The sequence below is a fragment of the Streptomyces sp. NBC_00258 genome (genome assembly GCF_036182465.1).
Lineage (GTDB): Bacteria > Actinomycetota > Actinomycetes > Streptomycetales > Streptomycetaceae > Streptomyces.
Window position 1 is genome coordinate 3365027 of sequence record NZ_CP108081.1, and the last position, 13527, is coordinate 3378553.

Consider the following 13527-nt stretch of genomic DNA (forward strand, 5'->3'; position numbering starts at 1 on the left):
CGGATCAAGAGGACCCCTGCGAGGTCAAGGTCACAGCGGGTCCCTCTGCTGCTCACCTGTGGATCTGACCTAGCATCCGAGCATGACGGTCCTGCCTGACGACGGGCTCTCGCTGGCCGCCGAGTTCCCTGACGCGACCCATGAGCAGTGGCAACGCCTCGTGGCGGGCGTACTGCGCAAGTCGGGCAAGGAAGTCTCGGACGGCGCAGCTGAGGACGCCCTGTCCACCACGCTCGAGGACGGGCTGCGCGCCCGCCCTCTTTACAGCGCACACGACTCCGCGCCGGATCCCGGCCTGCCCGGTTTCGCCCCCTTCGTGAGGGGCGGCCGTGCCGAGGGCAACACCCTCGGCGGCTGGGACGTACGGCAGCGGCACACGGCCGCCGACAACGGCGCGGTCCTCGCGGACCTGGAGAACGGGGTCGCCTCACTGTGGCTGGCCGTCGGCGCGGGCGGTTTCCCCGTGTCGTCGCTCGGCACGGTCCTGGACGGCGTCTACCTCGACCTGGCGCCTGTCGTCCTGGAAGCGGGGCGTGAAGTCGAGACCGCCGCACGGGAGTTGCTGCGGATCTACGAGGAGCGGGGCGTCGCGCGCGACGCCGCCCGTGGCAACCTCGGCGCCGATCCCCTGGGCCATGAGGCCCGTACGGGAGACGACGGGTTCGACCTCGCGCCCGTCGCCGCTCTCGCGCGGCTGTGCGCCGAGGAGTACCCGGGGCTGCGGGCGCTGACGGTCGACGCGCTGCCGTACCACGAGGCCGGCGGGTCCGCCGGCCAGGAGCTGGGCTGCTCGCTGGCGACCGGTGTCGCCTATCTGCGGGAGCTGACCGGGGCGGGGCTGAGCGTCGAACAGGCCTGTGCGCAGCTGGAGTTCCGGTACGCGGCCACCGCCGACCAGTTCCTGACCATCGCCAAGCTGCGCGCGGCGCGCAGGCTCTGGGCGCGGGTCGCCGAGGTCTGCGGGGCGCCGGGCGGGCAGGTGCAGCACGCGGTGACCTCGCCGGTGATGATGAGCCGCCGGGACCCGTGGGTGAACATGCTGCGCGCCACGGTCGCCACACTGGCCGCCGGAGTGGGCGGCGCCGAGTCCGTCACCGTGCTGCCCTTCGACCACGCCCTCGGCCTGCCGGACGCGTTCACACGCCGGATCGCCCGCAACACCTCGACGATCCTGGTCGAGGAGTCGCATCTGTCCCGGGTGATCGACCCGGCGGGCGGCTCCTGGTACGTGGAGCGCCTCACCGACGAACTCGCCCACGCGGGCTGGGAGTTCTTCCAGTCCATCGAGCGGGCGGGTGGGCAGGCCGCCGCCCTGCGGTCGGGGCTCGTCGGCCAGGAACTGGCCGCCACCTGGCAGGCACGCAGCGCGAAGCTGGCCAAGCGGCGCGAGCCCGTCACCGGGGTCAGCGAGTTCCCGCATCTCGCCGAGCGGTCGGTGGCACGTGAGCCCGCACCCGAGCCGCCGTCCGGCGGACTCCCCCGGGTGCGCCGCGACGAGGCGTACGAGGCCCTGCGTGCCCGCTCCGACGCCCACCTGGCGGCGAGCGGCACCCGGCCGCGGATCTTCCTGGCGGCCCTCGGCCCGGCCGCCGCCCACACCGCCCGCCTCACGTTCGCATCGAACCTGTTCCAGGCGGGCGGCATCGAACCCGTCCTCGAAGGCGCCTTCGAGGACAGCGGAGCCACCGAGGCCTGTCTGTGCTCCAGCGACGCGCTGTACGAGGAGCGGGCCGCCGAGGTCACCGCGTCCCTCAAGTCGGCCGGCGCCGCGCATGTGTTCCTCGCCGGACGTCCCGGGCAGTACCCCGGTGTGGACGACTACGTCTTCGCGGGCTGTGACGCCGTAGCCGTACTGTCCGCCACCCTCGACCGCATGGGAGTGTCCTGATGAAACCGACGGGACCGATCCCCGACTTCTCCGGGATCGAACTGGGGGTCCCGACAGCGGACGGCGGCCCCGACGAGTGGCGCGATGCCGTCAAGAAGGCGGCCGGCGGCGACGACCTCCTCTGGGAGACCCCGGAGGGCATCGCGGTCAAGCCCCTCTACACCGGGCAGGACCTGGAGGGCCTGGACTTCCTGGGTACGTACCCGGGCGTCGCCCCGTATCTGCGCGGCCCGTACCCGACGATGTACGTCAACCAGCCCTGGACGATCCGGCAGTACGCGGGCTTCTCCACGGCCGAGGAGTCCAACGCCTTCTACCGGCGGAACCTGGCGGCCGGCCAGAAGGGTCTGTCCGTCGCCTTCGACCTGCCCACGCACCGGGGTTACGACAGCGACCACCCGCGGGTGACCGGTGACGTCGGCATGGCGGGTGTCGCCATCGACTCCATCTACGACATGCGGCAGCTCTTCGACGGCATCCCGCTGGACAGGATGACCGTGTCGATGACGATGAACGGCGCCGTGCTGCCCGTTCTGGCGCTCTACATCGTCGCCGCGGAGGAACAGGGCGTACCGCCCGAGAAGTTGGCCGGGACCATCCAGAACGACATCCTCAAGGAGTTCATGGTCCGCAACACCTACATCTATCCGCCGAAGCCGTCGATGCGGATCATCTCCGACATCTTCGCCTTCACCTCGCATCGGATGCCGCGCTACAACTCCATCTCCATCTCCGGCTATCACATCCAGGAGGCGGGCGCGACGGCCGACCTGGAGCTGGCGTACACGCTCGCGGACGGGGTGGAGTACATCCGGGCCGGGCGCGAAGTGGGCTTGGACGTGGACGCGTTCGCACCCCGGCTCTCCTTCTTCTGGGCGATCGGCATGAACTTCTTCATGGAGATCGCCAAGATGCGGGCGGCACGCCTGCTGTGGGCCAAGCTGGTCAAGCAGTTCGACCCGCAGAACGCCAAGTCCCTTTCCCTGCGCACCCATTCGCAGACCTCGGGCTGGTCGCTGACCGCGCAGGACGTGTTCAACAACGTCACGCGTACGTGCGTGGAGGCGATGGCGGCCACCCAGGGCCACACGCAGTCCCTGCACACCAACGCCCTCGACGAGGCCCTCGCCCTGCCCACCGACTTCTCGGCCCGCATCGCCCGCAACACCCAGCTGCTGATCCAGCAGGAGTCCGGCACGACCCGGGTGATCGACCCGTGGGGCGGCAGCGCGTACGTCGAGAGGCTGACGTACGACCTCGCGCGCCGGGCCTGGCAGCACATCGAGGAGGTCGAGGCGGCGGGCGGCATGGCCAAGGCCATCGACGCGGGCATCCCCAAGCTGCGCATCGAGGAGGCCGCGGCCCGCACCCAGGCCCGCATCGACTCCGGGCGCCAGCCGGTCATCGGCGTCAACAAGTACCGCGTGGAGACCGACGAGCAGATCGACGTCCTCAAGGTCGACAACTCCTCCGTGCGCACCCAGCAGATCGAGAAGCTGCGGCGGCTGCGCGCGGAGCGCGACGAGCGGGCCTGCCAGGACTCGCTGGACGCCCTGACCCGGGCGGCGGGCGGTCAGGGCAACCTCCTTGAGCTGGCCGTGAACGCGGCCCGCGCGAAGGCCACCGTCGGAGAGATCTCCGACGCCCTTGAGAAGGTGTACGGGCGGCACGCGAGCCAGATCCGTACGATCTCCGGTGTGTACCGCACCGAAGCCGGCGAGTCCCCGTCCGTCGAGCGCACCCGCACGCTGGTGAACTCCTTCGAGGAGGCCGAGGGCCGCCGCCCGCGCATCCTGGTGGCCAAGATGGGCCAGGACGGCCACGACCGCGGCCAGAAGGTGATCGCGACCGCCTTCGCCGACCTCGGCTTCGATGTGGACGTCGGCCCGCTGTTCCAGACGCCGGGCGAGGTGGCCCGCCAGGCCGTCGAGGCGGACGTGCACATCGTCGGGGTGTCCTCGCTGGCCGCCGGGCACCTGACCCTCGTACCGGCGCTCAGGGAGTCGCTCGCGGAGGAGGGGCGCGAGGACATCATGATCGTGGTCGGCGGGGTGATTCCGCCGCAGGACGTGCCCACGCTGATCGAGATGGGCGCGGCGGCCGTCTTCCCACCCGGGACGGTGATCCCGGACGCGGCGTACGACCTGGTCGAGCGCCTGGCCACCGACCTCGGCCACGACCTCTGAGCCCCATGGCGATCGACCTCGACACCTATGTGAAGGGCGTGCTCGACGGGAAGCGGGCGCTGGTGGCCCGCGCCATCACGCTCGTCGAGTCGACGAGGCCCCAGCACCGGGCGATGGCGCAGGAGTTGCTGACCGAGCTGCTGCCGCACAGCGGGAAGGCGCGGCGGATCGGTATCAGCGGTGTCCCGGGTGTGGGCAAGTCGACGTTCATCGACGCGTTCGGCACGCTGCTCACCTCGCTCGGGCACCGGGTCGCGGTGCTCGCCGTCGACCCGTCGTCGACCCGGACGGGCGGGTCCATCCTGGGCGACAAGACACGGATGGAACGCCTGGCCGTCGACCCGGCGGCCTTCATCCGGCCCTCCCCCACCGCCGGCACGCTCGGCGGGGTCGCCAAGGCGACCCGGGAGTCGATCGTGGTGATGGAGGCGGCCGGTTTCGACGTCGTCCTCGTCGAGACGGTCGGTGTCGGCCAGTCCGAGACCGCCGTCGCGAACATGGTCGACTCCTTCCTGCTCCTCACGCTCGCCCGTACCGGGGACCAGTTGCAGGGCATCAAGAAGGGTGTCCTGGAGCTGGCGGACGTGATCGCCGTCAACAAGGCGGACGGCCCGCACGAGCGCGACGCCCGGGGCGCGGCAAGGGAGTTGGCGGGTGCGCTGCGGCTGATGCATCCCGCCGACGCCGCCTGGACGCCACCGGTGCTGAGTTGCAGCGCCCGTGAGTCGACGGGCCTGGACACGGTCTGGGAGCGTCTCGAACAGCACCGTACGCTTCTCGACTCGTCCGGCCGTCTCGCCGCCAAACGCCGTGACCAGCAGGTCGACTGGACCTGGACGATGGTGCGCGACGAACTCCTCGGCCGCCTGCACGCCGACCCCGCCGTGCGCGCCCTCGGACCCGATCTCGAACAGCGGGTCAGGAACGGCGAGTTGACGGCCACGCTCGCCGCCGAGCGCATTCTTCGGGCGTTCGGCGGCAACACGGGCTGAGCCGGACCGGGCAACCGCTCCACGCCCGTCCGGTTCACCTGGGCGGTGTCTCGTACGGCCGTCCGGCATATGGGAAACGTTTCACGTCGCGAGGCCGCGCCCCCTAGGCTGACCGGTGCAGCTGGTTCGCCCCGTCCGCCAGGCGGGATGCGTCGTAAGAGGGAACCCGGTGGGAATCCGGGACTGCCCCGCAGCGGTGAGCGGGAACGACCGCCGTCAAACGCACTGGACCCCGAGAAGCGGGGCCTGGGAAGCGACGGCCAGTAGGTGTCCTCCGTACGGAGGACGTGCTCGCGAGTCCGAAGACCTGCCATCTGCCCGTGCGTGACCGATCGCGTACGGACATCCCGGTGACCTCGTGGGCGGGTCGGCGTACATATCCGGTGGACGACCGCGCCTTGCCGCGCGAGGTACTTCCGCCGGGTTCGTCACCCCTTCGCGCTCACGTCCCGTCGCCGGGATCTCAGGGAGACATCTCGCGAAGGAGAGTTCCGTGACATCGAAGTCCGCAGCCGCGGCGGCACGGGCCACCGTGTACGGCTACCCCCGTCAGGGCATGGGCCGGGAACTGAAGAAGGCTATCGAGGGGTACTGGAAGGGCCGCGTCGACGCCGACGCCCTCCGGGCCACCGCCGCCGAACTGCGCCGCAGCAACTGGCAGCAGCTTTCCGAGGCCGGCGTCCACGAAGTGCCGACCGGCGACTTCTCGTACTACGACCATGTCCTGGACACCAGCGTCATGGTCGGCGCGATCCCCGCCCGCCACCGCGCCGCGGTCGAGGCCGACGCGCTCGACGGCTACTTCGCGATGGCCCGTGGCACCCAGGACGTGGCGCCGCTGGAGATGACGAAGTGGTTCGACACCAACTACCACTATCTGGTCCCGGAGTTGGGCCCGGGCACCGTCTTCACGGCCGACTCCGCCAAGCAGGTCGCCGAGCTCCGCGAAGCCCTCGCCCTCGGCCTCACCGCCCGGCCGGTCCTCGTCGGGCCCGTCACCTATCTCCTGCTCGCCAAGCCCGCACCCGGTGTGGCCGCCGACTTCGACCCGCTGACCCTGCTGGACCGACTGCTGCCGGTGTACGCCGAGGTCCTCTCCGATCTGCGGGCGGCGGGCGCGGAGTGGGTGCAGCTCGACGAACCGGCCCTGGTCCAGGACCGTACGCCCGCCGAACTGAACGCCGCCTCCCGCGCCTACCGCGACCTCGGCGCGCTCACCGACCGTCCGAAGCTGCTGGTCGCCTCCTACTTCGACCGGCTCGGCGACGCCCTGCCGATGCTCGCCAAGGCCCCGGTCGACGGCCTCGCCCTCGACTTCACCGAGGCGGCCGCCGCCAACCTGGACGCGCTCGCCGCCGTCGGCGGACTGCCGGGCAAGCGCCTGGTCGCGGGCGTGGTCAACGGGCGCAACATCTGGGTCAACGACCTGGAGAAGTCCCTGGCCACGCTCGGCACCCTGCTGGGGCTGGCCGACCGGGTCGACGTGGCCGCGTCCTGCTCACTGCTCCACGTGCCGCTCGACGCCACCGCCGAACGGGACATCGAGCCGCAGATCCTGCGCTGGCTCGCCTTCGCCCGGCAGAAGACCGCCGAGATCGTGACCCTCGCCAAGGGTCTGGCCCAGGGCACGGGCGCGATCACCGGCGAACTCGCCGCCAACCGGGCCGCCCTGGCCTCCCGCGCGCACTCGCCCATCACCCGTGACCCGGCCGTGCGGGCGCGGGTCGGTGCGGTCACGGACGCCGACGCCCGCCGCTCGCAGCCGTACGGCGAACGCGCCGCCGCGCAGCGGGCCCACCTCGGTCTGCCGCTGCTGCCGACCACCACCATCGGCTCCTTCCCGCAGACCGCCGAACTGCGCGTCGCCCGCGCCGACCTGCGGGCCGGGCGCATCGACACGGCCGGCTACGAGGAGCGCATCAGGGCCGAGATCCAGGAGGTGATCTCGTTCCAGGAGAAGACCGGCCTGGACGTCCTCGTGCACGGCGAGGCCGAACGCAACGACATGGTCCAGTACTTCGCCGAGCAGCTCACCGGCTATCTCGCCACGCAGCACGGCTGGGTCCAGTCCTACGGCACCCGTTACGTCCGTCCGCCGGTCCTGGCCGGCGACATCTCCCGCCCCGAGCCGATGACCGTGCGCTGGACGACGTACGCCCAGTCCCTGACCCGGCGCCCCGTCAAGGGCATGCTCACGGGGCCGGTCACCATGCTCGCCTGGTCCTTCGTCCGGGACGACCAGCCGCTCGGCGACACCGCCCGGCAGGTCGCCCTCGCCCTGCGCGACGAGGTCAACGACCTTGAGACGGCCGGGACTTCGGTCATCCAGGTCGACGAGCCCGCGCTGCGCGAGACCCTGCCGCTGCGTGCCGCCAACCGCCCGGGCTATCTGGCGTGGGCCACCGAGGCGTTCCGGCTCACCACCGCGGGTGTCCGGCCGGACACCCAGATCCACACCCATATGTGCTACGCCGAGTTCGGCGACATCGTCCAGGCGATCGACGACCTGGACGCGGACGTCATCAGTCTGGAGGCCGCCCGCTCCCACATGCAGGTCGCCCGCGAACTGGCCGGCCACGGCTATCCGCGCGAGGCCGGACCCGGCGTCTACGACATCCACTCCCCGCGCGTGCCGAGCACGGACGAGGCAGCCGCCCTGCTGCGCAAGGGGCTTGAGGCCATCCCGGCCGAACGGCTGTGGGTCAACCCCGACTGCGGCCTGAAGACCCGCGGCTGGCCCGAGACCCGGGCGTCCCTGGACAACCTGGTCGCGGCAGCCCGGGCGGTACGCGCCGAACTGCCCACCACCGACTGACCCGACCGACCCGACCTGACCGACCCGATCTGTCCGATCTGTCCGGCCGGCCGGGGACACCGTGTCCCCGGCCGGTCGGTCGGGTCCGCGGGCTAGGACAGCCGGGCGTCGCCTTGCCGCGGAGGCTCGTCCGTACCCGGCTGCTGCGCCGCGGTGAGCGCGCGGACCACGAACACGCACGCCACGGCCGCACCCACGACGGCCGCGTCGGCCGCCAGCAGCAGGTGTACGTCCGTGTAGGCACGCACGATGACGTCGTCCGTGGAGTCCGCGTACATCAGCCCCACCCCGCTCAGCATCCCTGCCAGCCACAGACCCCACCACCAGTTCACGGCGCGGGGAAGCCGTTCCCCCGGGGCGCTCGCGCGGTGGACGTCCGCGACGATCCCGCGGGGTATCCACAGGTTCAGGACGGGCACTATCCAGCCCGCGTAGACCCATGGCCAGGCGTAGCGCGGCTGTTGTCCCGACAGGACGCCCGCGTTGTCCCGCACGCGCCACAGCCACGACAGGAACGCGATCGCGCAGAGCACCGTGGCGCCGTCCCCCAGGGAACTGACGAGGTGGTAGCCGTCCTCCAGCGAGGTCAGCGGGCGGTGCCGGCCGTCACCCTGGTCCGGCGGCCCGGAGGCCGGCAGCCCGGTCGCGGCGAGGCGGAGCTGCCAGACGGCCCGGGCCGCCCAGGCGGCGCCGGCCAGCACTAGGGCGGCGACGGCGATACGAGCCGGGCCCCGGACCGGAGTCAGTACGGGCCGGGCCATGTGATCGTTCATCGGGCCATCCTTGCGTACGCGTGGTCCGCGCCCGGCGGGCGGGGACCACGCTCTCGGGGAGCCGGCGGAGGAGTGACGGCGGCTCGTGGCCACCGTCGGCGTGATGCGTGCTTCCTCCTGCCGCGTCAGGTGAGTTCTGCCGCCACCAACGCTGCCGCCCGGGCGACCAGCGGGTTTTCCGTGGGCCCGTCGGCGGCGTACTTCGTCGACAGGACGGCCAGCACCAGGGGCGGCCGCCCGGGAGGCCACACGACGCCCACGTCGTTGGCGACTCCGTACGACGAGCCGCCGCCGGTCTTGTCCGCGAGGATCCAGTCGCTGGGCAGTCCGGCGCGGAAGCGCTCGGTGTTGGTGGTGTTGGCGATCAGCCACCCGGTCAGCCGTTCACGGTCCTCGGACGGGAGCGCCCTGCCGATCACGAGCCGCGCGTAGGTCTGCCCGATGGCACGCGGGCTGGTGGTGTCGGCCTTCCGCCACGGTTCCGCCGAGTTCAGCTCGGGCTCCCACCGGTCGAGCCGGGTGATCCTGTCCCCGGTCGAGCGGGAGAACCGGGTGATCGCGGTCGGTCCGCCCAGCTCGCGCAGGAGGAGGTTCGCGGCGCCGTTGTCGCTCTGGGAGACGGCGGCGGAGCACAGCTCCTCGACCGTCAGGCCATTCGCGACGTTCTCGTCCGTGCCCGTGATCGGGGCGTACCCCGCGGCCGTGACGTACTCCTTGGTGTACCGGATGCGCCGGGCCAGGAACTCACCGTCGCGGTCGAGGTCCCGCAGGACGGCCGCGGCCGTGAGTCCCTTGAACACCGAGCACATCGGGAAACGCTCGTCGGCGCGGTGGGCCACGGTCCGGCCCGTGGCCGTGTCGTGGGCGAAGACCCCGAGGCGTGCGGAGTACTCCCGCTCCAGGTCACTCAGTTGTCCGGAGAGGCTCTCTCCGGACAGGGTCGAGGCATGCGCCGCGGTCGGGACGGTGACCGCCAGCGCCGCTCCGGCGCCCAGGGCCAGTGCCGTGCGGCGGCTCGGGCGTGAGCTGAAGCGGGCGCGGGAGCCGGGGCTGGATCCTGTGGTGTCCAAGACGTACTTCCTGTTCGTGCGGGCGTGGTTTTCCTTCCGATGATCAAGACGCCACGACATGACGAACGGGTTCCCACGGGCCTCGTACGACCCCATATGACCCATACGGGCTCGTACGGCACAGGGCGACGGCCCCTACGCGCCGGCGGCCTCGGCGCGTTCCTCCGACGCCACGCCCTCGACGACCGCGGACGCCTCCTTCTCCGGTACGCCCGCCGCGACCAGCGTGGCGACGGCGGTCCGCGTCCCGTCGTCCTCCCACGTGCCCGTGTTGACGCTTTCGAGCAGGGAGATGGTCAGGGCTTCCAGGGCGGAACTGAGGACCACCGCCGGCAGGTGGTCGTGGAACACGCCCGCGTGCTGCCCTCGTTCGAGGACGGCCGTCGCCTCGTCACGGGCCGGGGCCAGCACCTCGGACACCCGCTCCATGCCCAGATCCTGGCGGGCGAGCGCCAGGAGCAGCCGGTAGCGGTCTCCCACCGACCAGATCGACAGGACGAACCGCGCGAGCGCACGCTCGGGTGCCTCCGCCGTGTCCGGTTTCCGGGCCACGACTCCGCGCAGGGCCTCGGACGCCTCCTCGGCGAGAGCGTCCAGCAGGGCCGCACGCCCCGGGAAGTGCCCGAAGAGCGTACGGCGGACCACGCCGGCCGCCCGCGCGATCTCCTCCAGGGTGACGTCGGGGTTCCGGCCGAGTTCCTGTCGGGCGGTGGCGAGGATGCGGGCCCGGTTGGAACGCGAATTGCGTCGCAACGGCTCACGGACCACGGGCTTGGGCACGACACGTCCTCGCGGATGCAGGGGGTGGGAAGGGCCCTGTCATTCTCCCACGGTGAAGGGCCACGCCCCCTGGGGCCGCAGGGACCCCTTCGTCAGCCGAGGTCGGGGAGTTGCCGCCGGGCGACGTCGTGGGCGTCGTCGGCCGGGACGCCCAGCATGCGCAGGACCATCTCGGCCAGGTTCACGGCGGCCTCGTCGCCGTCCAGGTCCGGGCGGGTGAACCTCAGCTCCACCAGGGACAGCAGGGTCCCGCCCAGCGCGGACAGCGCGACGGTCGGGTCGACAGGGGAGAAACGGCCGGAGGCGACGCCGATCTCCAGGTCACGCAGGGCGCGGGGAGCGAGGCCGCGGTCGGAGTGGAGATGCTCCAGTCCCCGGCGGCGCAGGACCTGCATCAGCTCCGGATGCGAGTCGGCCATTCTGGCGCTGAGCCTGAAGCCCGCGGCCACGAGCTCCGCCGGGTCGTCGATCCCGCTCAGGCGCTCGTCGAAGGTCTGGCCGAACTCCTCCAGGGCGTCCACGACGGCCGCGTCGAACAGCTCCGCCTTCGACGCGAAGTGGTTGTAGAAGGAGCCGAACCCCACGTCCGCGCGCTCCGCGATCGCCTGGATGCTCACGCCGGTGTCACCGTTCTCGGCGAGGATCTGCCGGGCCGCGCGCACGAGCGCCTGACGCGTCTCGGCGCGACGCCGTTCGAACCGGTTGCCGGGTGGGGCTGTCGTAGGCATGCGCAGAGTCTAGTCACGGATCAGACGCCGATCACAGTTCTGATGAATCCATCAATTAACGCTCCGGACCCCTTGACGGGAGACATTGTCAAACTTGATGATTTCATCATTACGGCGATGTTGCTTGGAGAACACGATGACCAGGACAGCCCACCAGGACCTCCACAGCGAGCAGGGCGCCCTGCGGGGCGAGCACCCCGGGCGCTCCCGAAACCCCGTGATCAAGGTGGCCGACCTGGCCTGGCTGGAGTTCGAGAAGCCGGATCTGGACCGCGCCGAGGTCTTCGCCCGCGACTTCGGCTTCGGTGTCGCCGCCCGCACCGAGCACGAGCTGTGGCTGCGCGGCACCCTCGCCGGCTCGCCCTGCATGGTGATCCGCAAGGGGCGTACGTCCCGCTTCGTCGGACCGGCGTTCCGCGCGGCCGAGCGGACCGATCTCGACCGGCTGGCCCGAGCCACCGGCTCCGACGTGCGGGACCTCGATGGAACGGGCGCCCCCGGCGACGGCAGGGCCGTGGACCTCCTGGACCCCTCGGGCTTCCCGGTGCGCGTGGTGCACTGCGGCGAGGATCTGCCGGCGCTGCCCGAACAGGGGCCGCTGCTCCTCAACTTCGGCACCGATCACCGTCGTACGAACGCCACGCAGCGCCCGCCCCGCGAGCCGTCCCGTATCCAGCGGCTGGGCCATGTGGTCCTGGAGACAAGGGTGTTCGGCCGTGCGCTGGACTGGTACCTGGACACACTCGGCATGATCGTCAGCGACTTCCTCTTCCTGGACGGGCAGCGTGAGCGTGGCCCGACGATGGCGTTCATCCGCTGCGACCGGGGCACTCTGGCCGTCGACCACCACACCCTGGCCATGCACCTGGGCCCCGGCAACGGCTATGTGCACTCCGCCTACCAGGTCACCGACCTGGACTCGATCGCGGCCGGCGGGGAGTACCTCAACGAGCGCGGATACAAACGCAGTTGGGGCATCGGGCGGCACATCCAGGGCAGCCAGCTCTTCGACTACTGGCGCGACCCCGACCGCTTCATGCTGGAGCACTTCGCCGACGGCGACCTGTTCTCCCGCGACCTCGAACCCGGGTGGGCACCCATGTCGACGAGCGGCCTCGCCCAGTGGGGCCCGCCGGCCACCCGCGACTTCCTCGGCGCGAGCCCCTCCCCCGCCCGGGTCCGAGACGTCGTCCAGGCCCTGCGCGGCGACAACGAAGTGGACCCGGCACGCCTGCTGGGTCTGCTGAAGGCCGTGAACTCCTGAATCCCCCCGCCCTCTGATCCCCCGACTCCTGATCCTCCGCCCCCCGATGAAGGCAATGACATGAGCTCCAACGTCCTGCGCACCGCCGACGGCTGGTGGGTGGTGCGCGACACGCGCGCCGTCCGCATCGAGACCAAGGCCGTCACCACCGCCGACCTGCTGGCCGACCGCGCCGCCGTCCGGGAAGCCGCCGCCTCCGGTGACACCGGCACGGCCGTCGCCGACCTGGTGGCCCTCTCCCCGGTCACCACGCCCTGCCGGGTGGTCGCCCAGATGGTCAACTACCGCAGCCACGCCCGCGATTCGGGCTTCACCGGCGACATCCCGCCCACCTTCTTCCGCAAGGCGTCCGGCTCGGTGAGCGGCCCGGGTGAGGCGATCGTCCGCCCGTCGCACGTGAAGTTCCTCGACTACGAGATCGAGCTCGGCCTGGTGATGGGCGCGCCCCTGCCCGTGGGCACCGTCGTCACCGAGCGGGACCTGCCCTCGTACGTGGCCGGGCTCGTCCTCGCCAACGACGTCAGCGCCCGTGACGTACAGCTGACCAAGACGCAGTTCTACGAGAGCAAGTCGTACCCGACCTTCACGCCGGCCGGGCCCTACCTCTGTCTGCCGGAGCCGGAGGACTTCGCCCATCTCCTCGATCTGCGGCTGAGGTTGTCGGTCAACGGCGACCTGCGCCAGGACCGCACCCTGGCCGACATGATCGTCCGCCCGGCGCAGGCGCTGACCCTGCTCGCGCGCTTCCAGACCCTGGGCCCTGGCGATCTGCTGCTCACCGGCACCCCGGGCGGCACCGCCCTCAAGGCCCCGCCCAAGGCCGTCGAGAAGATCGGTGCGCTTCTGCCGCCCGCCGTGAAGTGGAAGGCGTTCTTCAAGAGCCAGGCCCGCAATCCGCACTATCTGCGCGACGGCGACCTGATCACCGCGACGATCGCCACGCCGGACGGGCGGATCGACCTCGGTGAACAGCGCACCCCCGTGACCGACGCGCAATGACCCACGCGCAGTGACCACCGCGAAACGAGAGC

Annotated in this window: 10 protein-coding genes and 1 riboswitch; of the genes, 6 read left to right on the forward strand and 4 right to left on the reverse strand. The window is 71.4% G+C overall.

Annotated elements, in window-relative coordinates; all coding sequences use genetic code 11:
* The first annotated feature begins 82 nt into the window (after positions 1 to 82).
* The 4 genes from OG718_RS15080 (at position 83) to metE (ending at position 7881) form a co-directional block, all read left to right on the forward strand.
* Positions 83 to 1888, forward strand: coding sequence for a methylmalonyl-CoA mutase subunit beta (locus tag OG718_RS15080; RefSeq protein WP_328844362.1), 1806 nt, complete (start codon positions 83 to 85; stop codon positions 1886 to 1888).
* Complete coding sequence (gene scpA, locus OG718_RS15085) at positions 1888 to 4074, forward strand: methylmalonyl-CoA mutase (RefSeq protein WP_328844363.1); 2187 nt, start codon at positions 1888 to 1890, stop codon at positions 4072 to 4074. The genes OG718_RS15080 and scpA overlap by 1 nt, the downstream gene beginning before the upstream one ends.
* A 5-nt stretch (positions 4075 to 4079) precedes the next feature.
* A complete protein-coding gene (meaB, locus tag OG718_RS15090; RefSeq protein WP_328844364.1) occupies positions 4080 to 5066 on the forward strand; it encodes a methylmalonyl Co-A mutase-associated GTPase MeaB in 987 nt (328 codons plus the stop codon).
* A gap of 105 nt (positions 5067 to 5171) precedes the next feature.
* A riboswitch (cobalamin riboswitch) is annotated at positions 5172 to 5395 on the forward strand.
* A 164-nt stretch (positions 5396 to 5559) separates the two neighbouring features.
* Positions 5560 to 7881, forward strand: a complete 2322-nt coding sequence (metE, locus tag OG718_RS15095; protein WP_328844365.1) for a 5-methyltetrahydropteroyltriglutamate--homocysteine S-methyltransferase — start codon at positions 5560 to 5562, stop codon at positions 7879 to 7881.
* A 92-nt stretch (positions 7882 to 7973) separates the two neighbouring features.
* Here the strand turns inward: metE and OG718_RS15100 are convergent, their stop codons facing one another.
* The 4 genes from OG718_RS15100 to OG718_RS15115 form a co-directional block, all read right to left on the reverse strand.
* Positions 7974 to 8654, reverse strand: a complete 681-nt coding sequence (locus OG718_RS15100) for a DUF4328 domain-containing protein (RefSeq protein WP_143641929.1) — start codon at positions 8652 to 8654, stop codon at positions 7974 to 7976.
* 125 nt (positions 8655 to 8779) lie between these two features.
* Positions 8780 to 9724 (reverse strand): class A beta-lactamase, encoded by a 945-nt coding sequence (gene bla, locus OG718_RS15105; RefSeq protein WP_328844366.1) that lies wholly within the window; start codon positions 9722 to 9724, stop codon positions 8780 to 8782.
* A gap of 135 nt (positions 9725 to 9859) precedes the next feature.
* Complete coding sequence (locus OG718_RS15110) at positions 9860 to 10504, reverse strand: TetR/AcrR family transcriptional regulator (RefSeq protein ID WP_143641927.1); 645 nt, start codon at positions 10502 to 10504, stop codon at positions 9860 to 9862.
* A 92-nt stretch (positions 10505 to 10596) separates the two neighbouring features.
* Positions 10597 to 11232: a TetR/AcrR family transcriptional regulator gene (locus OG718_RS15115; protein ID WP_328844367.1), complete on the reverse strand. Its 636-nt coding sequence runs from the start codon at positions 11230 to 11232 to the stop codon at positions 10597 to 10599.
* Positions 11233 to 11368: 136 nt separating this feature from the next.
* On the opposite strand from OG718_RS15115, the gene OG718_RS15120 reads away from it, so the two are divergent.
* Positions 11369 to 12496 (forward strand): VOC family protein, encoded by a 1128-nt coding sequence (locus tag OG718_RS15120; RefSeq protein ID WP_143641924.1) that lies wholly within the window; start codon positions 11369 to 11371, stop codon positions 12494 to 12496.
* 60 nt (positions 12497 to 12556) lie between these two features.
* Positions 12557 to 13495, forward strand: coding sequence for a fumarylacetoacetate hydrolase family protein (locus tag OG718_RS15125; RefSeq protein ID WP_328844368.1), 939 nt, complete (start codon positions 12557 to 12559; stop codon positions 13493 to 13495).
* Positions 13496 to 13527: the final 32 nt, after the last annotated feature.

What these genes read in the sequence shown, in the direction of transcription:
- OG718_RS15080 (WP_328844362.1), top strand. Translation starts at nt 83, where the DNA reads ATGACGGTCCTGCCTGACGACGGGCTCTCGCTGGCCGCCGAGTTCCCT.
- scpA (WP_328844363.1), top strand. Translation starts at nt 1,888, where the DNA reads ATGAAACCGACGGGACCGATCCCCGACTTCTCCGGGATCGAACTGGGG.
- meaB (WP_328844364.1), top strand. Translation starts at nt 4,080, where the DNA reads ATGGCGATCGACCTCGACACCTATGTGAAGGGCGTGCTCGACGGGAAG.
- OG718_RS15100 (WP_143641929.1), bottom strand. Translation starts at nt 8,654, where the DNA reads ATGAACGATCACATGGCCCGGCCCGTACTGACTCCGGTCCGGGGCCCG.
- OG718_RS15115 (WP_328844367.1), bottom strand. Translation starts at nt 11,232, where the DNA reads ATGCCTACGACAGCCCCACCCGGCAACCGGTTCGAACGGCGTCGCGCC.
- OG718_RS15120 (WP_143641924.1), top strand. Translation starts at nt 11,369, where the DNA reads ATGACCAGGACAGCCCACCAGGACCTCCACAGCGAGCAGGGCGCCCTG.
- OG718_RS15125 (WP_328844368.1), top strand. Translation starts at nt 12,557, where the DNA reads ATGAGCTCCAACGTCCTGCGCACCGCCGACGGCTGGTGGGTGGTGCGC.